Origin of the sequence: Mariniflexile litorale (assembly GCF_031128465.2) — a bacterium.
Lineage (GTDB): Bacteria > Bacteroidota > Bacteroidia > Flavobacteriales > Flavobacteriaceae > Mariniflexile > Mariniflexile litorale.
Genome location: NZ_CP155618.1, coordinates 3,962,402 through 3,987,018 on the forward strand (window position 1 = coordinate 3,962,402; position 24,617 = coordinate 3,987,018).

Genomic DNA, 24,617 nt, shown 5'->3' on the forward strand with positions numbered 1-24,617 from the left:
GTAACTAATTTCTTGTAACAAAAATAAGAGTGGTTGTTAAAATAAAAGAGGTAATACTAATAATGGTGCCAACTCTAGAATCTCCAGAAGCATTACTTATAGATGAATTATTAGGTTCAACGTACACATAATCATTCTGTGTTAAATAATACACAGGGGAGTTAAAAACTTCTTTGTTGGTTAAATCGACACGTGTATAGGTTTTGGTGCCATTAAAGTCTCTAACAACTAATATATTATCTCTTCGTCCTTTAATTGTTAAATCACCAGCCATCCCTAGGGCCTCAAGTATGGAAACACGTTCACCAGATACTGGATAAACCCCTGGGCTTCTCACTTCTCCAGCCACTGTAATTCTAAAATTTAATACTCTAATAATAACTACGGGATCTTTAAGCAGTTGACCTTCAGAAAATTTCTTTTTAAAAAGTTCTTTCGCCTCCTCGGTAGTGAGCCCAACCAATTTAACCTTGCCTAAAATAGGATAATCGATGTTACCATCCACATCTATTAAATAATCTATCAATTGACCACTCGAGCCCGTTTCAATCATTAAATTATAGGGCTTGGTAACCGTGGGATCCATTGTAGAAACGTAAACACTAACAATATCGCCTACTTTTAATTTGGCTTTAAAGGTTTCGGTGTCTACGATAGTTTCAAAATCTTTTGCGTTTTGAAAATAAACAATGTCTCGTTTTGTTGAACATGATGTTAATACTAAAACAGCAGTATACAACAAAATAAACATTTTTTTTCTTAAAATGGAAAGTATCATTTGTAAAATTATTTGGGGGAAAATACTAAATTTTTGCTCGATTATATGTTGCCGTATGTTTTGTCCGTTTTATCATGCAAAATGTTTTTCACTTTTTTATAGATTTGAACTTTTTTATCAAAGCGTTCGTAATCAGAATTATTAGATTTATATTCAGGTATCAATCGTTTCATTTTCAAAACGATATTATTGTTTTGGAAACGGTTGGTGATACATAATTCTTCTATCTCCGATTTTACAGAAGCATAGTCCAGTTCTCTTGTTTTACTTATCATTATTTTTTTATGGTAAGTAGACAAGGTATTCTCTCCATTTGCTAATAGTTCTTCATAAAGTTTTTCACCAGGGCGTAAACCTGTTATTTTAATATCAATATCTTCCGGAAAGTTAAGTCCAGAAAGTTTGATCATGTTTTTAGCTAAATCGTAAATTTTAACCGACTCGCCCATGTCAAAAATAAATATTTCACCACCTTTCCCCATAGTTCCCGCCTCTAAAACCAGTTGTGCAGCTTCTGGAATGGTCATAAAGTACCTCGTAATATCTTGATGTGTTAAGGTTAATGGCCCTCCATTTTCAATTTGTTTCTTAAACAAAGGGATAACAGAACCGTTTGAACCCAATACATTACCAAAACGCGTGGTAATAAACTTGGTTTTACTTTCTTTTTGTAAACAGCTAATATACATTTCGGCCATACGTTTGGTGGCCCCCATTACACTCGTTGGGTTTACTGCTTTATCAGTAGAAATAAAAACAAATTTCTTAACGTTATAACGGGATGATGTATCCGCTAAAAGCTTTGTACCATTCACATTAATTTTAATAGCTTCATAAGGTGATTTTTCCATTAAAGGCACATGCTTATAGGCTGCTGCATGAAACACCATGGTAGGTTTGTATTCTTGAAAAATACTATCCATTCTTAAACCATCTCTAATATCGGCCACAATAGCCGTAAAATGGCGCTTCCCATCACGTATTAAATCTTGTTGTACATCATATAATCCAGACTCCGCTTGATCAACTAATATTAATTCTTTAACATCAAAATTAGCCAATTGTTTAACTAACTCACTACCTATAGAACCTGCAGCACCAGTAATTAACACCGTTTCTCCTTTAAATTCATTTAAAAGGTTTGGGTTATCTATTTGAATGGGTGCGCGACCTAAAAGATCCTCAATTTGTACTTGCTTGATTTGGCGAACATTTAACTCCCCATTAATCCAACTTTCAATAGGTGGCACTTTAGTAATCTTAACCGTTAAACTTACTAAACTAAGTAAACTGTCTTTAGTAATGTTTTCAGATGTTATTATTATCTCATCTATATTATTAGAATCTATATAAGCTTGATCAATTTTATTTTTGTTAAGAATGGAAATACCATTAATAGATTTCCCGTTTTTTCTAGAATTATCATCAATAAACCCAACAACATGAAACTTTTCTTTAACGTTGCTAATTAAAGCATTATAAGTAACAATCCCAGAATCTCCAGCGCCATAAATAAGCACTTTTTTGGATGCGATGTATCTGCATTTCAAATGATTATAACCCATTTTAAAAACCAGTCTGCTAGAAATCAATAACACAAAACTTAACAAAGCATGCATGGTTAATATGGATAATGGTATGGTAAACCCTTCCATAAAGTCTAACTCTTTATTTACGAGTACAAATAATACCGTTAAAATAGACATTAAAGCAACCGCTTTAAATAAATTAACCACGTCGGTAAACCCAGTATGTCTTATAACACTTTTAAAAGATCCAAAAACGAAAAAGCTAATAGAAGCAACAATCAGGATAAAAGGTATTTGAAATAAGAACTGGTTAAAATCAAAATTTAAAGTAAAATTAAACCTTATAAAGTAAGAAGCACAAAAGGTTATCAGTACGATTGCTAAATCAATTGCAAAAACCAACCATTTTGAGGCGTATTTTTGTGAGAGATAGATGAAGTAATTGTTTATCATAGGTTTGGGGTTTTTAATATAATGTCTAGTATTCTATTCAAATCGTCTTGACTTAAATTAGATCCGCTTGGTAAACACAGTCCTTTGTTAAAAAGTGTTTCCGAGGTTCCATCTGTAAAGTGCAAACAGTCTTTAAAAACAGGTTGCATATGCATAGGTTTCCATAAAGGTCTTGACTCAATATCTTCTTTTAAAAGATTCAGTCTTATTGCTTCTCGTAATTCAAATGAATTGGTTGTAATACAAGTAAGCCATCTATTAGAATAAAAACCTTCTGGTTCTTCTAAAAATGAAATAGAAGAATGGTTCGATAAATGCGTTTTGTAAAAATTATAATTAGCTCTTCTAGCATCTACGTGCTTATCCAACACTTCCATTTGCCCACGACCTATCCCAGCCAACACATTGCTCATTCTATAATTAAATCCAACAGATGAATGTTCGTAATGAGGAGCGTTGTCTCTGGCTTGCGTCGCTAAAAAAACAGCTTGGTTCTTTAACTCTAAATGGTGAGTTACAAGAGCACCACCACCCGATGTGGTAATTATTTTATTACCATTAAAAGACAATATACCAATATCCGAAAGTGTTCCACAAGCGGTATTGTAATAGCTACTTCCTAAAGCTTCAGCACTATCTTCTACTACTGGAATATCGTATTTTTTTGCAATAGCATTAATCTGCTTTGCTTTATAGGGCATACCGTATAAATGAACCGCTATAATAGCTTTTGGTTTTTTATTCTTTTCAATACGATCTATAATAGCAATTTCAAGTAATTCAGGAGACATGTTCCATGTGTCCGACTCACTATCAATAAAAACAGGTGTGGCGCCTTGGTAAATAATAGGATTTGCAGAGGCTGAAAAAGTAAAACTTTGGCATAATACTTCATCCCCTTTTGAAACACCCAATAATTGAAGTGCTAAATGTATTGCTGCCGTTCCCGAACTTAATACAGCTACATGAGAATCATTTCCTAAATAATTTTGGATATCCGCTTCAAAACCATCTACATTGGGGCCTAATGGAGCTATCCAATTGGTATCGAAGGCTTCATTCACAAATTTTTGTTCAGAGCCACCCATATGAGGTGAGGATAAGTATATTTTGGTTTTGGTCAACATTTTAAATTTAATTCAATAAAATTATAATCGTATTAAGAAGTCAAAAATTAGCGTATAAAGTTTGCTTTAGTGTAAACTAAAGTTGTTATAAAATCTATCTGCTTTTTTTGATTAGTACTTCTTTGATACATAAAACAAAATTTTAAAATTATTAGCTTAATTATAACTGTTACTAAATGTTTTTAATTTTCTATCCAAATAGATAGATTAAAATTGAGAGTTTAAAAATATATTTAGTTTCATTTTTACAATTAAATTAATGATGCTATTAATCAATTCAATTTTGTAATTTATGGTGTAAATCTAGTAATTGTTTTTAATCAAAAAGCTAAGAATTAAGTTAATTCGCTAAAAGAGTAATTAAAATCGGTTAACTACATTTTAATATTTCATTCACAGTAAAACTTGGCATATAATCGATATGTAATTATGTAATCCTAACTAAAACAGGCCATAAAATAATCACATTTCACCATCCACAACCCCATATAACTCATAACTATCATAAGTCATTCTGAGCCTATCGAAGATCTCATTAAGCACTCCCTCCTATTAACCTCCAACTTCTAATTTTTTACTTTTAATATTTAATATTCAACTTTCAACTTTCAACTTTCAAAAAAACCGACTTTCATCGGAAAAATCAATACATATGTATAATAGTTAAGGCTTGTTAATATATTTTTTACAATATTTGCGCTGCTGTTAATCATACCAAATCTAAAAATGACTGAGCAACAACTAAAAACATTAAGTAATAAGAAGATTCTTATTACCGGAGGTGCTGGTTTTATAGGCTCAAACCTATGTGAAACCTTGCTTAACCATCATATAGAAGTAGTTTGTTTAGATAATTTTTCTACAGGAAAAACACAAAATATTCAACCTTTCTTAAAAAACAACCTGTTTACACTTATTAAAGGTGATATTAGAAACCTAGAGGATTGTAAAACAGCTTGTATACATGTGGATTATGTATTACATGAAGCAGCGTTGGGTTCTGTACCACGTTCTATAAACGACCCCATCACCACTAACGAGGTGAATGTTTCTGGGTTTTTAAACATGCTCGTGGCCGCTAGAGATGCTGGAGTAAGCCGTTTTGTTTACGCAGCAAGCTCCTCCACCTACGGAGATCACGAAGGCTTACCTAAAGTGGAGGAAACCATTGGTAAACCCTTATCTCCTTATGCCATCACGAAATATGTTAATGAATTATATGCGGATATTTTCCATACCACTTACCATTTTGATACCATTGGTTTACGGTATTTTAATGTGTTTGGTAAACGCCAAGACCCCAACGGGGCTTACGCTGCAGTAATTCCTAAATTCGTACAACAATTTATAAACCACGAGTCGCCATTAATTAATGGAGATGGGAGTTATTCTAGAGACTTTACTTATATAGATAATGTGGTGCAAATGAATATAAATGCATTAACTACCACCAATACAGAAGCCTTAAATACCGTTTACAACGTGGCGTGTGGAGAAAGAACAAGCTTACTAGAATTGGCTAATTTGTTAAAAACTTATTTATCAGAATTTGACGAGACTATTAAAAATATAAACATAGAATACGGTGCCAACCGGTTGGGAGACATCCCCCACTCTTTAGCATCTATTAACAAAGCTAAAAACTTATTAAATTACCATCCCAAATACAATATAAAAACAGGACTTAAAGAAGCTGTGAAATGGTATTGGAAAAACAATAAAATATAATGAAATCAATAAAAAATATTTGCTGCATAGGCGCAGGGTATGTAGGTGGCCCAACCATGGCTATCATTGCTAAAAAAAACCCACACATTAAAGTTACTATCGTAGATATCAATGCCGAACGCATTGCTGCTTGGAACGATAAAGATCTATCTAAATTACCCATTTATGAACCGGGTTTAGCCGAAATTGTAAGCGAAATAAGAGATAAAAACCTTTTCTTTTCTACAGATATAAATAAAGCAATATCCGAATCTGAAATGATTTTTATTTCAGTCAATACCCCTACCAAAACCTACGGGAAAGGGAAAGGCATGGCGGCCGATTTGAAATATATTGAGCTTTGTGCTAGAAATATAGCCGAAGTAGCGAAATCAAATAAAATTGTAGTAGAAAAATCAACCCTGCCTGTTAGAACCGCAGAGGCCATTAAAAGCATTCTACACAATACCGGTAATGGGGTGCAATTCGATATCTTATCCAATCCGGAATTTTTGGCTGAAGGCACAGCTATTGAAGATTTATTGAACCCAGACCGTGTTTTAATTGGAGGCGAATCTGAAGATGCCATTGCATGCCTTGCTAATATTTATGGCAGTTGGGTATCGCAAGATCGAATTTTAAGAACCAATTTATGGTCGTCTGAATTGTCAAAATTAACTGCAAATGCCTTTCTAGCACAGCGTATTTCGTCCATCAATGCCATTTCCGAACTTTGCGAACATACAGGAGCTAATGTAAAAGAGGTTTCTAAAGCTATTGGATTTGACTCGCGAATAGGGTCAAAATTCTTAAACGCTTCCGTGGGGTTTGGCGGCTCTTGCTTTCAAAAAGATATTTTAAACTTAGTATACATAGCGAGATCATACAATTTACATCAAGTGGCTGATTATTGGGAACAAGTTATTATCATGAACGACCATCAAAAAAGACGTTTTTCGGATAGGTTAATAAAAACATTATACAACACCGTTTCTGGAAAGAAAATTGCTTTTTTAGGATGGGCTTTTAAAAAGGACACCAACGATACTAGAGAATCAGCGGCTATTTATGTAGCAGATCATTTACTTAGTGAACAGGCCTATATTTCAGTATACGACCCTAAAGTATCTGATGTAAAAATTCAAAGCGATTTAAATTATCTAAACACCAGATCTGAAGCAGAAAACCTAGAATACGTAAATCCCGTTACCTCCCCTTATGAAGCTTTAAAAGAGGCACATGCGGTAACTATTATGACCGAATGGGATGAATTTAAAACCTATAATTGGGAAGAAATTTATGCAAACATGAAAAAACCGGCATTTATTTTTGATGGTCGAAATATTTTAGATAAATCTGAAATGGAAAAAATAGGTTTTGAATATTATGCGATAGGACAATAAATTAATGAGTCAAAACGAAAAAATAGCGGTTATTGGTTTGGGGTATGTAGGCTTGCCTCTCGCCCGCTTATTTGCTACAAAATACCCTGTATTAGGTTTTGATATTAATCCAAATCGAGTGGATCAGTTACAAATAGGTAAAGATGCAACGCTTGAAATTGAAGAAAAAATATTAAAAGCTGTCTTAAAACAGGAAAACGATGCGCAAATAGGTTTATACTGTTCTTCAAACCAAGAGGATCTAAAAGACTGCAATGTATATATTGTTACAGTACCTACCCCTATAGATAAGAATAACAGACCAAACATGCAGGCTTTATATATGGCTAGTAAAATGATTGGAAGTGTTATTACAAAAGGTAATATGGTTGTTTTTGAATCGACGGTTTATCCAGGTGCAACGGAAGAAGATTGTATCCCCATTATTGAAAAAGCCAGTGGTTTAGTATACAACAAAGATTTTTTTGCAGGCTATTCCCCCGAACGGATCAACCCAGGTGATAAAGAGCATACCGTCGATACTATTTTAAAAATAACTTCAGGATCCACACCCGAAATAGCCAATAAAATAGACAAACTCTATAGTTCGGTAATTACGGCAGGTACCTATAAAGCACCTTCTATAAAAGTAGCCGAAGCAGCGAAGGTTATTGAAAATTCACAACGCGATATCAACATTGCCTTCGTTAATGAATTGGCTAAGATTTTTAATTTGATGGACCTTGATACCCATGCGGTTTTGGAAGCTGCAGGTACCAAATGGAACTTTTTACCTTTTAAACCGGGTTTAGTAGGCGGGCATTGTATAGGGGTCGACCCCTATTACTTAGCGCAAAAAGCACAAGAACTAGGGTACCATCCAGAAATCATATTAGCGGGACGTCGTGTGAATGATAGTATGGGGCAATATGTAGCCATGCAAGTCATCAAACTCATGCTTCAAAAAGACATCAAAATTAAAGGAGCAAATATCTTAATACTGGGTATAACCTTTAAGGAAAATTGTCCCGATGTACGTAATACAAGAGTCATAGACATTATTGAGGAATTACAAGGTTTCGGTGTTAACCTCACGATGGTCGATCCTTGGGCAAACCCTGAAGAAGTCAAGCATGCGTATGGCTTAACAACAACAACTCATCTCCCTCTTTTGAATCGCTCTGGTTCCGTTGAAGAACAGGAATACAAATTCGATGCTGTGGTACTTGCTGTAGCACACCAAGAATTTTTAAAATTAAACCTAAAGACTTTATTAAACACCAACGGTGTATTGTATGATGTTAAGGGGTTTATTAAAGAAAAAGTAGATGGTAAATTATAATCTAACAAAAATATTATGAGAATTTTAATAACAGGAGGTGCTGGGTTTATTGGATCACATGTAGTGAGACTATTTGTTAATAAATATCCTAATTATCAGATTTTTAATCTGGATGCACTTACCTATGCTGGTAATTTAGAAAATTTAAACGATTTAAATAGTTCTAAAAATTATACATTTATAAAAGGAGACATCACAGATGAAGGATTTATAAACAGTATTTTTCAACAACATCAATTTGATGCTGTTATTCATTTAGCTGCAGAATCTCATGTAGATAGATCTATAACAGATCCTTTAGCTTTTGCCAAAACCAATATTATGGGAACCATGATATTATTAAATGCTTTTAAAAACTTATGGAAAAACAATTGGGACAGCAAGCTATTTTATCATGTTAGTACAGATGAAGTATATGGAACTTTAGGCAAAAGTGGTTTTTTTATAGAAAGCACTCCTTACGACCCCAATTCCCCCTATTCTGCTTCAAAAGCCAGTTCAGACCATTTTGTAAGAGCCTATGGAGAAACGTATGGTCTCCCTTATGTTATTTCCAATTGTTCTAACAATTATGGACCTAATCAATTTCCAGAAAAACTCATTCCTCTATTTATAAATAACATCATACAAAACAAATCGTTGCCAGTGTATGGTGATGGTAATTACACCAGAGATTGGTTATATGTTATAGACCATGCCATAGCTATCGATTTAGTCTTTCATAAAGGAAAAAATAACGAAACATATAATATTGGCGGTTTTAATGAATGGAAAAACTTAGAATTAGTTAAATTGCTTTGTCAAAAGATGGATGATAAATTAGGTAGAGCCGCGGGAACTTCAGAAAAACTTATAACTTTTATAAAAGATAGACCGGGGCACGATTTACGATATGCCATAGATGCAACAAAAATAAATAAAGATTTAGGTTGGAGTCCAAGTGTAACGTTTGAACAAGGTTTATCTAAAACCATAGACTGGTATTTGAATAATACCGATTGGTTAAATAATGTTACTTCTGGCGAATATCTAAAATATTATAAAAACATGTATTTAAATTAAACGATAACTCATCACTATAACATAAGTTATACAAAATTAATTAAACTTCATTAAATGACGAATCAATCTAATAATTCAGTAAAAAAAACCGTTCTCGTTACAGGTGCTGCCGGTTTTATAGGATTTCATTTGGCTAAAAAATTATTATCAGAAGGCCATTCTGTTATTGGTCTTGACAATATTAACGACTATTATGATATAAATTTAAAATATGCTAGGTTACTAGAGCTCGGAATAGAAAAAAATGAAGCCGAAACATATAATAATCTTTGTAATAGTAAAACGCACAATTCTTTTTCGTTTATTAAAATGAACATTGAAGATAGAGAAGCGCTTCCTATACTGTTTAAAAATCAAGATATCCACATCGTTTGTAATTTGGCAGCGCAGGCAGGTGTTAGATACAGTATTGAAAACCCCGAAGCTTATGTTGATAGCAATGTTACTGGGTTTCTAAACATATTGGAGTGTTGTAGGCATCATAACATCAAACATTTGGTATATGCCAGTAGCTCTAGTGTTTATGGTCTTAACAAAAAAATTCCTTTTTCAACAGATGATAATGTAGATAACCCTATCAGTTTATATGCTGCCACTAAAAAAAGTAATGAACTTATGGCACATACCTATAGTCATTTATTTAAAATTCCAACTACTGGCTTACGGTTTTTTACGGTGTATGGGCCATGGGGTCGACCTGATATGGCTTTATTTTTATTTACAGATGCTATTTCAAAAAACAAGCCTATAAAAGTTTTTAATAATGGGCAAATGGAAAGAGATTTTACCTATGTTGATGATATCGTTGAAGGTGTTACACGCATTATAAATAAAGAAACAGCCGAAAGAATTCAATCTAATAAATTTTATAAAATTTACAACATAGGGAACAATAATTCGGTAAAACTTTTAGATTTCATTAAAGAGATTGAAATTAATATGGGAAAAGAAGCCGAAAAATTAATGCTTCCTATGCAACCTGGAGATGTTGAAAGAACTTGGGCTAATGTGGATGATTTAATTAAAGATTATGATTACAGGCCTAATACATCTATTAAAAATGGGGTGAAAAATTTCGTTCAATGGTATAATAAATACTACAATTCGTAGAAGGTTTCTACTAAAATGGATTTCATCGTAAAAAGGGATAGCTTAATATGATTATTTGTTCTTATTAAATTTATTTTATCATATTTGCGCCGTAATTTTTTAAGATTTATCAAATATTAAATAGTGCTTTTTTTAAAACAATAAATATTATTTAGATATTAATACCAACGGTATATCTGTTTATTTTTTTCGTTTTAATACAAGAGTAATTACAAAGTATTTAGTTCAAAATATAAAACTTGATTAATGAATACTCTAATTTATTAATTAATTTGACTTTAATTTAAAAATATGAAAGGAATTATTTTAGCAGGTGGATCAGGAACAAGGCTTTACCCATTAACAATATCTGTTAGCAAACAGTTATTACCCGTTTATGATAAGCCCATGATATATTACCCACTATCCGTTTTAATGTTGGCAGGAATTAAAGATATCCTCATCATCACAACCCCCCATGATCAACATGCTTTTAGGAACCTATTAGGTGACGGGTCGCAAGTAGGCTGCCGTTTTGAATACGCAGTGCAACCAGAACCAAATGGCTTAGCAGAAGCTTTTATAATTGGTGCCGATTTTATAGGTAAAGATAAAGTAGCATTAGTGTTAGGGGATAATATTTTTTATGGAAGTGGTTTTGGAAAATTACTTAGAAGTAAAACCAATATAAACGGCGCTTCTATATTCGCATATCCTGTAAATGACCCTGAACGTTACGGTGTTGTTGAATTTGATAATAACGAAAAAGTAATCAGTATTGAAGAAAAGCCAACAAAGCCAAAATCATCTTATGCTGTACCTGGCCTTTATTTCTATGACAATAGAGTGGTTGAATTTGCAAAAAATGTAGAACCATCAGCACGTGGTGAAAAAGAAATAACCACATTAAACCAAATGTATTTGGCTGAAAATGAACTTGAAGTTGGTATCATGACCCGAGGTATGGCTTGGCTAGATACCGGTACAGTAGATTCTATGGATGATGCCACCGAGTTTGTACGTGTTATGGAAAAACGTACGGGAACTAAAATTGCCTGTATTGAAGAAATCGCTTATTTACATGGGTATATTAATAAAGAACAAGCTAAAGAAGTGGCAAAAAAGTATGGTAAAAGTGGTTATGGCGATTACATTTTAAAAGTAATATCAGAATAATGGAACAGGTTAAAATAATAAATTTACCAAAAATTTTAGACCCCAGAGGGAATCTAAGTTTTTTTGAAAACAGTAATCAAATACCATTCAACATCAAAAGAACCTACTGGATCTATGATGTACCTGGTGGAGAAATGCGAGGAAGCCATGCTTTCAAAACATCTCATGAATTTATCATTGCGCTTTCAGGAAGTTTTGATGTCGTTTTAAACGATGGAAAAAACGAAAAAAAATTCAGTTTAAATAGGTCGTATTATGGGCTGTATGTTCCTAACTTATTATGGCGACGTATTGAAAATTTTTCTACCAATTCATTAGCACTCATTGTCTCAAATGTTGCCTATAATGAAAAGGACTATATAAGAGATTTTGATGCATTTAAAAAATATAGAGATGAAGTTAAAAGCTAGTACCGTATACGATTGCTCTGTTATAGATGTTTCTAAAGTTCATAATGATGCAGGAAATATTACAGTGGTGGAAAATGGGCATAACATCCCTTTTGAGGTTAAAAGAATCTATTATTTATACGATGTTCCCAGTGGAGAAGCACGTGGCGGGCATGCCCATTACGAATTAGAACAATTTATTATAGCGGCTAGTGGTAGTTTTGATGTTATTATAGACGACGGCATAAATAAAAAACGGGTGTCTTTAAATAGACCCAATTTAGCATTGCACATCGTGCCAGGGTTATGGCGCGAACTTGATAACTTTTCATCAGGTTCTATTTGCATGGTTTTAGCATCTCATAAATATGAAGAGAGCGATTATATTAGAGATTATAATGAATTCATGGAATTAAAAAAATGAGTGTATTTATCCATAATTTAGCCGATGTACAATCCACGCATATAGGTGATAAAACAACTATATGGCAATTTGTAGTCGTTTTAAAAAATGCAATAATTGGCGAAAACTGCAATATTTGTTCCCATGTTTTTATAGAAAATAACGTTGAGATAGGTGATTTTGTCACCATAAAATGTGGTGTTCAAATTTGGGACGGTATTAAAATAAAAGACCGTGTATTTATTGGGCCAAATGTAACCTTCACAAATGATTTAGCGCCACGATCTAAAGGTGATTTTAAAATCATGGAAACTACTATAAATAAAGGAGCATCTATAGGTGCCAACGCCACCATAATAGCAGGAAATAATATTGGAGACTATGCCATGGTTGGTGCAGGATCGGTAGTAACAAAAAACATAAGTAATAACGAACTTTGGGTAGGAAATCCCGCTAAACATGTAGGATACATTACTAACGAAGGAGATATTTTAGATTTAAATTTAGTACATAAAAAATCTAAAGAAAAATATAAATGGAACAAAACCAATTTAATTAAAGCAGATGATTAAATTTTTAGACTTACAAAAAATAAACCAACAGTATCAGGAAGAATTAAAACAAGCAGCTGCTAGAGTAATAGATTCTGGTTGGTATTTATTAGGCAGCGAAACTGAATTATTTGAAACTAATTATGCAGCATTTTGTGGCAGTAAATTCGCATTAGGGGTAGCGAACGGTTTAGATGCCTTACGTCTTATCTTTAAAGCGTATATCGAGTTAGGCATCATGCAAAAAGGTGATGAAGTTATCATTCCTGCAAATACATACATCGCATCCGTATTAGCGGTCACTGATAATGGTTTGGTACCCGTTTTAGTAGAACCCAACATAACTACTTATAACTTAGATACTACAAAAATAGAGCAGGCCATCACCTCTAAAACCAAAGCCATTTTAACAGTGCATTTATATGGTCAAAATTCTATTGATAACAATATGTTGGCTATCTGTAAAAAGCACAAGTTAAAATTAGTAGAAGACAGTGCGCAATCGCATGGTGCTACGTTTAAAGGTCAGGTAATGGGCAACATTGGGGATGCTACAGGCCATAGTTTTTACCCTGGTAAAAATTTAGGAGCTTTGGGAGATGCTGGAGCGGTTACTACAAATGATGAAGCATTATACAACGTTATCAAAGCGCTTGGTAATTATGGGTCTATAAAAAAATATGAAAACAAGTATCAAGGGCTTAACTCTAGATTAGACGAAATTCAAGCTGCTTTCTTAAATGTAAAGCTAAAGTATATAGATATAGACATTCAAAACCGTAGAAATGTTGCTAATTATTATTTAGAAAACATCAACAACCCTTTAATAACCCTTCCTACTGTATTAAATCAAGAGGGGCATGTGTGGCATTTATTTGTGGTGAGATTACCCCATCGAGAAATTTTACAAAATTACTTATTGGAAAATGGGGTTCAAACCTTAATTCATTACCCCATACCACCCCATAAACAAATGGCATATAACGAATTAAGTCATTTGAATTTGCCTGTAACTGAAAAAATACATAACGAAGTGTTGAGTTTACCTATCAGTGCTGTATTAACTCAAGAAGAGGTTGAAAAAGTAGTTAAACTTGTAAATAGTTTTAAAATTTAAAAAAAGAATACCATGCTCTTTAATTCTTTAGATTTTGCTGTTTTCTTACCCATCGTTTTTGTACTCTATTGGTTTGTTCTAAAAAACAACCTAAAAGCACAAAATGTATTGATAGTGGTTGCTAGCTATATATTTTATGGATGGTGGGACTGGCGTTTTTTATTTTTAATTGCTTTTAGTACCATCTTAGACTTTTTAATTGGCAGAAAACTTGCTAAGGAAGAGCACCTTCAAAAACGTAAAGTATTATTATGGTGTAGTATTTTTGTTAACTTAGGGTTTTTAGGTTTCTTCAAATATTATAATTTTTTCTTAGATAATTTTGTTTCAGCATTTTCATTTTTTGGAAACGAGATTCAAGCAAATTCATTAAACATCATACTTCCTGTAGGTATTAGTTTCTATACGTTTCAAACATTAAGCTATACCATTGATGTTTACAGAAAAAAACTAGAGCCTAGTAAAGATTTTATGGCCTTTACAGCCTTTGTTTCCTTCTTCCCGCAATTAGTTGCAGGGCCTATTGAAAGAGCCACAAACCTCCTACCCCAATTTTATAAAAAAAGAACCTTTAATTATAATTTAGCTGTAGATGGTTTAAGACAAATTTTATGGGGGCTTTTCAAAAAAATTGTTATTGCCGATAATTGCGCCACCTATGCCAATTTAATTTTCAATAATTCAGACGATTATTCAGGAAGCACCTTAGTATTAGGGGCTCTATTTTTTACCTTTCAAATTTATGGCGATTTCTCGGGATATTCGGACATCGCTATTGGTACTTCAAGACTATTTGGTTTTGACTTAAAACAAAACTTTGCATTTCCCTACTTCTCAAGAGATATTGCAGAGTTTTGGAGACGTTGGCACATATCACTCTCTTCATGGTTTAAAGATTATGTTTACATCCCCCTTGGTGGTAGTAAAGGAGGGACTGCTATGAAAGTAAGAAACACATTCATTATATTTATTGTTAGTGGTTTTTGGCATGGTGCCAACTGGACATTTATTGTTTGGGGCGCTTTAAATGCCATTTATTTTCTACCCCTATTACTTACTAACAAGAATCGAAACAATATGGAGGTGGTTGCCAATCACAGTTTTTTACCAAATATTAAAGAAACTTTTCAAATGCTCCTTACATTTGCTTTAACTATGTTGGCTTGGGTGTTTTTTAGAGCAGACAATGTAGGGCATGCCTTAAATATCATTTCTGAGATTTTTTCGAAAAGCATTTTAAGTACTCCAAATTTTGAAGGATTTACTAAATCGTTAATAGTTATTCTAATGATTTTGTTTTTCCTCTCTATCGAATGGCTAGGTAGAAAAGGCTTATTTGCCCTCGAAAAAATAGATATTATTAAATATAAACCACTCCGTTGGGTCTTTTATTTAATACTAATTGTGGGTATCATTATATTTGGAGGCGACCAACAAGGATTTATTTATTTTCAATTTTAAATAGAGGCATGATGAAAAAATTTTTACTACAAGTGCTTGGGTTTATCGCTGTTTTTTTTCTTTTAAATTTTGTCGTGGGCTATTTATATAACATCCCAGTTAAAGAATCTATTAAAAATAAAACCCATAAAAATTATTTAAAATACTCAAAAATTCATGATCCAAGTAATAAGTATAATCTTGTTTTTTTAGGTTCTAGTAGAGGCTACACGGCATACAACCCTGTTATTTTTGATAGTATTTTAAAAACCAAATCCTTTAATATGTGTACGAGTTCACAAAATGTGATAGAATCGTATTATGTTCTTAAAGATATCTTACAACATCAAAAACCAACAACAATGGTTTATGAAATGTTTTTACAATCATTTGATACCACCGATGATTATTACCAAATACTTTCTAATGCCTCATTTTTTGAATCCACCCAATTAAAACAAGACATGATTATAAATGGGTTTGGTTTAACGGGCATATCTAATTACCTTTCTCCCATTCTCTGTAATAAATTATATATTAAAGCAGCCATTATGGGTTTAATTGCTGGCGGTAATGACACGGCATCAAACAATAAAAAAACAAGTTATTGGGTTGCTGGCTATTTGCATGAGGAAAAAGAAGTAAGTCAACATACCATTAATAATTTTGAAAAAATGGTAACTCCTAATAATACCGCGGTTTCAGAAAAAAAGCTAGAGTATTTCAAAAAAATAGTAGCGTTGTGCAAAGAAAATAATATAGAGTTGGTATGCGTCAGGTCGCCCTACCCGCCTACGCGCCTACAAAACGAAAAGATTCAAAACTTGAATGCATTGTCTGAATATTTTAAAAACCTGTGCCTTCAAAATCAAGTAACTTATTATGATTTTAATACCGTAGAAAATAGAAGTTTTAAATATTTGGATACTGATTTTTCCGATTCTCACCACATGAATTATAAAGGTGCAAATAAAATATCTGTTCAGCTATCGGAAATTTTAAAACAATAACTATATGTTGAATAAAATAAATTCAAGCATAGTCTTCTTAACTAGAAATCCCGTTAGCGCGCCTAAGAGATTATTAAACAAAATAATTTGTAAGTTAAGATCTTGGTATTATTCACGATTAATTGATGAAGGAAATGGTCGTATAATTATAACCCAACCATTTTTAAAGTTTAAAATATCAAAAGGAAAATCAGCACATTTGCATATTATAGGCGATTTTAGAGTTATACCTCATATACATGGTGATTCCATTTCAGTAATACAAATGGCTAATAACTCCACATTAATAATTAAAGGTGATTTTGTAATTGGTAGTGGTGTTAAATTTATGTTAGCTACAAATTCATTGCTTTCTATTGGTGGGAAAAAAAATGAATCTGACTCTGGAATTACAGCAGACTCCTTAATTATGGTTTATAAAAAAATTTCTATAGGGTATGATTTTTTATGTGCTTGGAATGTTTTTATTTCTGATTCAGATTGGCATTCTATTGAAGGCCAATATCATCAATCTAATATTGAAATAGGAGATCATACATGGGTAGCTAATAATTCTAGTATACTAAAAGGCTCTATAATAGGTGCAAATTGCATAATTGCAAGTTATACTAAAATTGTAAAAAAGCAATTTCCCAATAATTGCATGATAGCTGGAGCACCGGCAAAAGTAGTTAAAACTGAAATAGCTTGGAGTAGAGACATGAAGCCTGAACAACATAAAAATTAATGAAAGAACACAAGTCTTCTTATAGACAAATTATGAAAGCAACCTCTTTATTTGGAGGGGTGCAAGTGTTTAATATTATTATTTCAATAATCAAATCAAAAGCCATTGCTGTCCTGTTAGGTCCTAAAGGCATGGGAATAGCTAGTTTATTAAGTTCTACAGTCGAGTTAATAAGCTCTTTAACTAATTTTAGACTGGGTAACAGTGCTGTTAAAGATATCGCTGCCGCACATACTTCGGGTGATGATAACAAGATTTCTAAAATAATTTCAGTTTTTAGAAAATTAGTATGGGTAACAGGCATCCTGGGTGCCATTGTTACTATTATATTAGCACCATGGCTTAGTGAGTTTACTTTTGGTAATAACCACTACACTTGGGCATTTGTCTGGATTTCTGTTACCCTGTTACTTAATCAATTATCAAGCGGCCAGTTAGTATTACTCCAAGGCATGCGCCAGTTAAACTATTTAGCAAAAGCCAATATGGTGGGAGCTGTTGCGGGTTTGTGTATAGCGGTGCCCATATATTATTTTTATGGAATTGATGGTATTGTACCAACTATGATCATAACCTCCATAGTATCCATGCTCACCTCATGGTATTTTAGTAATAAAATTAAAATTAAAACCATACCTGTAAGTAAAAAAGATCTTATAACCGATGGAAAAGGCATGATGCAATTGGGCTTTATGCTTAGTTTAAGTTCGTTAATGACGGTGGGAGAATCTTTTTTAGTTCGAAGTTATATTAGCAATACGGGAGGGTTAGAAGATGTTGGTTTATATGGGGCTGGTTTTGCCATCATTGGTACTTATGTGGGGCTCATATTTTCGGCCATGGGCACCGATTATTTCCCCAGACTCTCTGGTGTAGCTCATGATAATAAAGAAACTAAGATATTAGTAAATCAACAATCAGAAATTGGGGTTTTAATTTTAGCACCTTTACTAACGGTTTTTTTAATATTTATTAATTGGATTGTAATTATATTATACTCAACAAAATTCATCCCTGTAAACGATATGATTCACTGGGCAGCATTGGGTATGTTTTTTAAAGTGGTTAGTTGGGCAATTGGTTTTATTCTAATAGCCAAAGGAGCTTCTAAGACATTTTTTTGGAGTGAATTACTTGGAACCAGTTATTTACTTATTCTAAATCTTTTGGGTTATCATTTTTTTGGATTGGAAGGTCTGGGTGTTTCATTTTTTATAGCATATTTTTTAGTTTTAATCCAAGTATATTTAATTGCAAAATATAAATACCAATTTTCTTTTAATCTGGAATTTTCTAAAATATTTGCAATTCAATTTTTATTAGCCATTGTCTGTTTTTTAATTTCAAGGTACATGCCATCGCCCTACTCATACATTGCAGGTACTGCTATTATTATTATAACAAGTTGGTACACTTATATAGAATTAGATAAACGTCTAGATATTAAAAATATAATAAAAAAATTCACCAAAAAATAACATACATACAAATGGTTTTAAAAGATAGTATACCAGATACACCAGAACGAAACCCATTGGTATCCCTAATTATATTAACCTATAATTCTGCCGATTTTATTCTTGAAACTTTAGAAAGTGCTAAAGAGCAATCCTATAAAAACATAGAGCTTATTATTAGTGATGATTGTTCTTCAGACGCGACAACCACTATATGCGAAAATTGGCTGATAGATAATAAACAGTATTTTAAAAACACCCAACTTATTGTACCAGCATCTAATACCGGAATTCCTGCTAATTGCAACAGGGGCATCAAGGCTTCAAATGGGCAATGGTTAAAATTTTTAGCTGGAGATGATGTGTTTTTTCCAAATTGCGTGCAATCTTGTATTGATTTTGTTAATAAACATTCTGAGGTGAAATTTTTGTTTTCCAAAGTGGCATATCTTACAAATGATAAAGAATCAAAATATCTTGAAACTAAGACAGATATCGACATGGTTTTTTTCAATTCCACACCTAAAAACCAGTATGATATGTTGGTGAAAGGCGGGGTGTATGTACCTGCGCCCACCGAATTTTTAAACAAACAAACCCTATTAGAGTTAGGAATGTTCGATGAAGAAATTAAACTTTGTGAAGATTACCCCATGTGGATGAAAGCAACCAAAAACAATGTGAAATTATTTTTTATGAGTTCAGAAACAATTTGGTACCGCATACATGAACAAAGTGTTATGAGTTCAAGAAGTCTGCTTTATGAAAAATCTATGAAAACGGTGTTCTTTAAATACCGTTTTAAATATTTACTAAAAAAACAACCACTCAAAGCTATAAATTTATTTTTTATAAATATCTCTAGAACAAATCGATTTTGGAGTAAAGCAGTAAACTTATTACTTCCCTCCACGTATATAACCTGGTTTAAAACAAAACTACAATGATTAAACTAAGTATTATAGTACCAGTATATAACGTTGAAAAATATATTGAACGTTGTATCAGATCCATTTCAAAACAAGACCTCCCATCACAGGCCTACGAAATTATAATCGTAAATGATGGATCTACTGATGATTCATTAAACATTATAAATAACGTATCTAAAGAGTATACCAATATTATAGTACATACCCAAGAAAATACGGGTTTAGGAGGCGCTAGAAATAAAGGGATTACTTTGGCGAAAGGAACCTATATCTGGTTTATAGATTCCGATGATTTTATTGCTGAAAACTGTTTAAATGAATTAGTCAATTTCATTGAAACCAAGAGTTTAGATGTTTTAAGTTTCGATTTTAATTGTACCGATGAAGAGGGTAACATAATTAACTGGATCGATTTCAAATTAGACTATCAAAACAAACCAGTTGTTTCTGGTGATACATTCTATTTCAATAATTATGTACATAGCTACATTTGGTTATATATCTTCAAAACATCGTTATTCACAACCAACCAATTGCGTTTTGAAGAACGCATCAATATGCAAGATTCTGAAATTATGCCCAGGATTATGCATCATGTTAATAAAATAGCGCCTATACATAAGGTGGTTTACTATTACGTAAATAGAGAAAACTCGTTTATTAACAGTAAAAAAAAGAATGTAAGAAAACGCTATTATGATTCTATTATAAAAGTAAATAGTTTGCTTAATAGCTTTAAAAATAGCTTACCAAAAGAAGCATTAATTACACAAGGTATTAACAACAAATTAGCAGACATTAATCGCATTCTATTTTTACAATTTATATTTAATGATTTTGATAGAGCAACTTTAAAGGACATTCTTAAAAGTTTAAAATCGCATAAACTCTATCCGTTCCCTCCTATTGAAGAAGAAAATAAACTAAAAAAAATCAATTATAATCTGCTGCGTTTAGTAATTAACAAATTCCCCATAGCAACTAGAAACCTCTATTTAAAATTAAAATGAAGTTACTATACATCACCAATCAAATTTCGGCTGCTGCAGGCTTAGAACGGGTATTGTCTATAAAAGCAAGTGCACTCGCTGATACTTTGGGTTATGAAGTACATATTATAACATTAAACCAAGGCAATCAAGAATTGTTTTATAAATTTAGTGATAAAATAATACATCACGATTTAAATATAAACAACTCTAAAATAGGCTATCTATTTAATTATATAAAAAAAATAAAAGCAACAGTTAAAGAAATAAATCCAGACGTTATATCGGTGTGCGATGATGGGTTAAAAGGTTTTTATCTACCTATTATTTTAAAAAAAAAGTACCCCATCATTTATGAAAGGCACGCTTCAAAATACATCTCTTTAAATTCGAAGGGCTGGAAACAAAAATTAAAGTTACAACTGCAATCGAAACTCATGCAATGGGGAGCCAAATCTTTCGATGCTTTTATTGTGCTTACAAAAAGCAATGTGAAAGAGTGGAAATTATCAAATATAAGAGTAATTCCAAATCCGTTGTCTTTTTATCCCAGCGAAACTTCCAGTTTATTAAATAAGAAAGTAATTGCTGTTGGTTCACATTACCATCAAAAAGGCTTTGATATGTTGTTGCATATTTGGGCCACATTAAGTCCACAGTTTCCCGATTGGGAACTCAATATTTATGGTCAAATAGATACTCAAGAAACCTATTTAAAATTGGCTAAAAAACTTAAAATAAACCAACATGTACATTTTCACATGCCCGTTAAAAACATTGGCGATAAGTACCAAGAGGCTTCCATCTATGCCATGACCTCTAGATCTGAAGGTTTTGGTATGGTGCTTATTGAAGCCATGGCATATGGTGTGCCTTGTGTATCTTTTGATTGTCCAAGTGGCCCTCGCGACATTATTTCAAATAATAATGATGGTTTTTTAATACCTCCTGAAAACGAAACACTGTTTGCTGAAAAGTTAAAGTTATTAATGTCCAATAAGCAAACCAGACTAAAAATGGGAGAATGTGCCCGTACAGCATCTAAAAACTATTTACCCAACCAAATAATATTACAGTGGGATGCCCTCTTTAAAATGTTAACGAAATAAAACAAAAATAAAATAGCACAAAATAATTAATACAGGCATTTTTTAGTTTAACGGAAATTACGTGAGTTCATAGATAAAAATATTTTAAAAAATTAATATTCTCTAAGTTCGCACAATCATTCTTCCCTCAGAATTTTGCATAAACGTATTATTATAAAAACAGCTTATCACTAAAATAAATTCAGAAAAGAAAACATGAAAAATATCTTGTTAATTCTTCCTTATGGTGGTGTGGGTGGCATGGAGCGTTTAGCCTTAAATTTTTATAATTTTTATAAAAGTAAAGGTTACCATGTAACAGCATTGAAGTTTTTTAGTTTAGAGTCTGATATTATTAATTTCAATGAGGATGAACTGGCGCTCTCAAAAAAGGATTTATTTGAATTCACCACCGTAGAACGCCTAAAATTTTATTTTTTAGCGCCTATTAAAATCAGACGCATCATAAAAAAATACAACATAACACATAGCATCTCGTTTGGCGACTTAACCAATGTTTTTAGTGCATTAAGCTTTACTAATGAAAAAAAAATAGGGAGCATTCATGCGCTTAAAAGTGTCGAGTTAAGTAGTAATAGCATATTTTCTAAAATAACAAAATTTTCTTATAAAACAACCTATAAAAGTTTTGATAAATTAGTGTGTATCAGTCATGCCATAAAAAAAGATTTGATTGAAAACTGTGGTTACAAGTTTCAAAATAACTTAGAAGTTATTTACAATCCTCATGATATGGAGCACATCAAATTAAAGGCTCTAGAACCTATAGAAAATGACATTGAGGTTGAAATTTTTAAAAAGGATGTGATTCTATTCTTGGGTAGGATGTCTATTCAAAAATCACCATGGCATTTAATTAAAGCCTTTTCACTATTAAAGGAAAGAAACAATACAAATTTAGTTTTTATTGGCGATGGTGATTTCGATGTTACAGAGTACGTTAATTTGTTAGTAAAAAAGTATCATTTAGAAAATAATGTGTTCTTTTTGGGTAGAAAAACCAATCCTTATAAATATTTGGCAAAAGCCAAAGTTTTGGCATTATCATCCCATTATGAAGGGACACCTAATGTTATTGTAGAGGCAATTGCTCTAAATATCCCTGTAGTATCTTCAAACTGCACCCATGGAATAGCAGAACTTATGAGTATCAACATAGATATAAAAGAATCTAAAGAAAATATTACAGTAGATGGAGGTATAATAACTCCTAATTTATATAAAGGATCTATGGGCGTTCCTAATGCAAAATCAGATATTACCGAGGAAGAACTACTGTTTTCTAAAGCACTCATAGAAGTATTACAAAATAAAGAATGGGAAAGTTTAGTAACACAGAACTCAACACTGTTAACTGAGAAGTTTAATATAAATTTTGTTTGTGATATTTATTTACAATAATATATAACTAATAAAGATGCTATTTAATTCTATTGAATATTTAATATTTCTCCCTGTATCCTTTTTATTGTATTGGTTTGTTTTCAATAAAAAAATAACAGTGCAAAACTTTTTGCTTCTTGCCTTAAGTTATCTTTTTTATGGTTGGTGGGATTGGCGATTCTTATCATTAATCATTTTTAGTTCAATAATTGACTATACCTGTGGTTTACAAATAGAAAAATCCGCATTACAAAAAACAAAAAAATACTGGTTGCTAATTAGTATGATTATCAATTTGGGTTTTTTAGGCATTTTTAAATATTTTAATTTCTTTTCTAAATCTTTATCAGAGGCTTTTGAAAGTATAGGTTATTCTTTTGATACTTTAACTCTGGATGTTATATTACCTGTTGGAATAAGTTTTTATACTTTTCAAACCATGAGCTATACTATTGATGTTTATAATGGTAAATTAAAACCAACAAAAGACGTTGTAGCTTTTTTTGCTTTTGTTAGTTTTTTTCCTCAATTAGTTGCAGGCCCTATTGAAAGAGCTACTAATTTATTACCCCAATTTTATACAAAAAGACGATTTGATTATAAAAATGCTTCTGATGGATTAAGACAAATTTTATGGGGGTTATTCAAAAAGATCGTAATAGCCGATAACTGTGCTATTATTGCCAACCAAGTATTCGATAATAATCAAGATTATAATGCAAGTTCTTTAGCTATTGGTGCTTTATTTTTTACTTTCCAAATTTATGGTGATTTTTCAGGATATTCTGATATTGCCATAGGAACCTCAAGGTTATTTGGTTTCAATCTCATGCAAAATTTTGCATTCCCATATTTTTCAAGAGATATTGCAGAGTTTTGGAGGCGATGGCATATTTCCCTTTCAACATGGTTTAGAGACTATGTTTACATTCCTCTTGGTGGCAGTAAAGGAGGAACGTCCATGAAGATTAGAAATACATTTATCATTTTTATAGTAAGTGGTTTTTGGCATGGTGCCAATTGGACTTTTATTGTTTGGGGAGCACTTAACGCTTTTTACTTTCTTCCTCTATTACTATTAAACAAAAACAGAAATAATACCAACATAGTTGCTGAAGATAGATTATTTATTAATCTATCTGAACTATGCCAAATTGGTTTTACTTTTACCCTTACAGTAATTGCTTGGATCTTTTTTAGAGCTTCATCTGTAACAGATGCTTTATTATACATTAAAGGATTGTTTTCAAGTACATTGTTTTCTATTCCTTCTGTAGATTTAAAACCTTTAATATATATATTTATTTTAATCTTTTTTGAATGGTTACATCGGAATAAACAACATGGCTTAGAATTGAATTACATAAATAAATTTTATATCCGTTGGGTCATATATATATTTATTTTTTTAATTATATTATTTTTTGGAGCACAATCTCAATCATTCATATATTTTCAATTTTAA

At 32.1% G+C, this 24,617-nt stretch carries 22 protein-coding genes; 19 read left to right on the forward strand and 3 right to left on the reverse strand.

Annotated features, from left to right (window positions below):
* Positions 1 to 4: 4 nt before the first annotated feature.
* From QLS71_RS16735 to QLS71_RS16745, 3 genes are read right to left on the reverse strand one after another with little or no spacing between them, the layout of a single operon-like run.
* Complete coding sequence (locus QLS71_RS16735; RefSeq protein ID WP_308991929.1) at positions 5 to 778, reverse strand: polysaccharide biosynthesis/export family protein; 774 nt, start codon at positions 776 to 778, stop codon at positions 5 to 7.
* Between the two features lie 41 nt (positions 779 to 819).
* Positions 820 to 2,760 (reverse strand): nucleoside-diphosphate sugar epimerase/dehydratase, encoded by a 1,941-nt coding sequence (locus QLS71_RS16740; protein ID WP_308991930.1) that lies wholly within the window; start codon positions 2,758 to 2,760, stop codon positions 820 to 822.
* On the reverse strand, positions 2,757 to 3,887 hold the full coding sequence (locus tag QLS71_RS16745) for an aminotransferase class I/II-fold pyridoxal phosphate-dependent enzyme (RefSeq protein WP_308991931.1): 1,131 nt from the start codon (positions 3,885 to 3,887) through the stop codon (positions 2,757 to 2,759). Before QLS71_RS16745 ends, QLS71_RS16740 begins: the two co-directional genes overlap by 4 nt.
* A 726-nt stretch (positions 3,888 to 4,613) precedes the next feature.
* Between QLS71_RS16745 and QLS71_RS16750 the strand changes: the two genes are divergently transcribed.
* From QLS71_RS16750 to QLS71_RS16840, 19 genes are all read left to right on the forward strand, one after another.
* Positions 4,614 to 5,615: an SDR family oxidoreductase gene (locus QLS71_RS16750; protein ID WP_308991932.1), complete on the forward strand. Its 1,002-nt coding sequence runs from the start codon at positions 4,614 to 4,616 to the stop codon at positions 5,613 to 5,615.
* Positions 5,615 to 6,997, forward strand: a complete 1,383-nt coding sequence (locus tag QLS71_RS16755; protein WP_308991933.1) for a nucleotide sugar dehydrogenase — start codon at positions 5,615 to 5,617, stop codon at positions 6,995 to 6,997. Before QLS71_RS16750 ends, QLS71_RS16755 begins: the two co-directional genes overlap by 1 nt.
* A gap of 4 nt (positions 6,998 to 7,001) precedes the next feature.
* Positions 7,002 to 8,318, forward strand: a complete 1,317-nt coding sequence (locus QLS71_RS16760; RefSeq protein WP_308991934.1) for a nucleotide sugar dehydrogenase — start codon at positions 7,002 to 7,004, stop codon at positions 8,316 to 8,318.
* Positions 8,319 to 8,330: 12 nt separating this feature from the next.
* Positions 8,331 to 9,380: a dTDP-glucose 4,6-dehydratase gene (gene rfbB / locus QLS71_RS16765; RefSeq protein ID WP_308992093.1), complete on the forward strand. Its 1,050-nt coding sequence runs from the start codon at positions 8,331 to 8,333 to the stop codon at positions 9,378 to 9,380.
* Between the two features lie 54 nt (positions 9,381 to 9,434).
* On the forward strand, positions 9,435 to 10,490 hold the full coding sequence (locus tag QLS71_RS16770) for an NAD-dependent epimerase (RefSeq protein ID WP_308991935.1): 1,056 nt from the start codon (positions 9,435 to 9,437) through the stop codon (positions 10,488 to 10,490).
* 291 nt (positions 10,491 to 10,781) lie between these two features.
* Entirely contained in the window at positions 10,782 to 11,645 is an 864-nt protein-coding gene (gene rfbA / locus QLS71_RS16775) for a glucose-1-phosphate thymidylyltransferase RfbA (RefSeq protein ID WP_308991936.1), read from the forward strand.
* Positions 11,645 to 12,055 (forward strand): FdtA/QdtA family cupin domain-containing protein, encoded by a 411-nt coding sequence (locus tag QLS71_RS16780; protein WP_308991937.1) that lies wholly within the window; start codon positions 11,645 to 11,647, stop codon positions 12,053 to 12,055. Before rfbA ends, QLS71_RS16780 begins: the two co-directional genes overlap by 1 nt.
* Complete coding sequence (locus QLS71_RS16785; protein ID WP_308991938.1) at positions 12,039 to 12,458, forward strand: FdtA/QdtA family cupin domain-containing protein; 420 nt, start codon at positions 12,039 to 12,041, stop codon at positions 12,456 to 12,458. The genes QLS71_RS16780 and QLS71_RS16785 overlap by 17 nt, the downstream gene beginning before the upstream one ends.
* Positions 12,455 to 13,009 carry an acyltransferase gene (locus QLS71_RS16790; RefSeq protein ID WP_308991939.1) on the forward strand — a complete coding sequence of 185 codons (555 nt, stop codon included), beginning with the start codon at positions 12,455 to 12,457 and terminating at the stop codon, positions 13,007 to 13,009. The genes QLS71_RS16785 and QLS71_RS16790 overlap by 4 nt, the downstream gene beginning before the upstream one ends.
* On the forward strand, positions 13,002 to 14,105 hold the full coding sequence (locus QLS71_RS16795) for a DegT/DnrJ/EryC1/StrS family aminotransferase (RefSeq protein ID WP_308991940.1): 1,104 nt from the start codon (positions 13,002 to 13,004) through the stop codon (positions 14,103 to 14,105). The genes QLS71_RS16790 and QLS71_RS16795 overlap by 8 nt, the downstream gene beginning before the upstream one ends.
* A gap of 12 nt (positions 14,106 to 14,117) precedes the next feature.
* Positions 14,118 to 15,566 carry an MBOAT family O-acyltransferase gene (locus tag QLS71_RS16800; protein ID WP_308991941.1) on the forward strand — a complete coding sequence of 483 codons (1,449 nt, stop codon included), beginning with the start codon at positions 14,118 to 14,120 and terminating at the stop codon, positions 15,564 to 15,566.
* A gap of 8 nt (positions 15,567 to 15,574) precedes the next feature.
* On the forward strand, positions 15,575 to 16,555 hold the full coding sequence (locus tag QLS71_RS16805; RefSeq protein ID WP_308991942.1) for a hypothetical protein: 981 nt from the start codon (positions 15,575 to 15,577) through the stop codon (positions 16,553 to 16,555).
* A 4-nt stretch (positions 16,556 to 16,559) separates the two neighbouring features.
* Positions 16,560 to 17,282, forward strand: a complete 723-nt coding sequence (locus QLS71_RS16810) for a hypothetical protein (RefSeq protein WP_308991943.1) — start codon at positions 16,560 to 16,562, stop codon at positions 17,280 to 17,282.
* A complete protein-coding gene (locus QLS71_RS16815; protein WP_308991944.1) occupies positions 17,282 to 18,760 on the forward strand; it encodes an O-antigen translocase in 1,479 nt (492 codons plus the stop codon). The genes QLS71_RS16810 and QLS71_RS16815 overlap by 1 nt, the downstream gene beginning before the upstream one ends.
* Positions 18,761 to 18,771: 11 nt before the next feature.
* Positions 18,772 to 19,686, forward strand: coding sequence for a glycosyltransferase (locus tag QLS71_RS16820; protein ID WP_308991945.1), 915 nt, complete (start codon positions 18,772 to 18,774; stop codon positions 19,684 to 19,686).
* Positions 19,683 to 20,681 (forward strand): glycosyltransferase, encoded by a 999-nt coding sequence (locus QLS71_RS16825; RefSeq protein ID WP_308991946.1) that lies wholly within the window; start codon positions 19,683 to 19,685, stop codon positions 20,679 to 20,681. Before QLS71_RS16820 ends, QLS71_RS16825 begins: the two co-directional genes overlap by 4 nt.
* A complete protein-coding gene (locus QLS71_RS16830; RefSeq protein ID WP_308991947.1) occupies positions 20,678 to 21,769 on the forward strand; it encodes a glycosyltransferase family 4 protein in 1,092 nt (363 codons plus the stop codon). Before QLS71_RS16825 ends, QLS71_RS16830 begins: the two co-directional genes overlap by 4 nt.
* A 195-nt stretch (positions 21,770 to 21,964) precedes the next feature.
* Positions 21,965 to 23,170: a glycosyltransferase gene (locus QLS71_RS16835; protein WP_308991948.1), complete on the forward strand. Its 1,206-nt coding sequence runs from the start codon at positions 21,965 to 21,967 to the stop codon at positions 23,168 to 23,170.
* 16 nt (positions 23,171 to 23,186) lie between these two features.
* On the forward strand, positions 23,187 to 24,617 hold the full coding sequence (locus QLS71_RS16840; RefSeq protein WP_308991949.1) for an MBOAT family O-acyltransferase: 1,431 nt from the start codon (positions 23,187 to 23,189) through the stop codon (positions 24,615 to 24,617).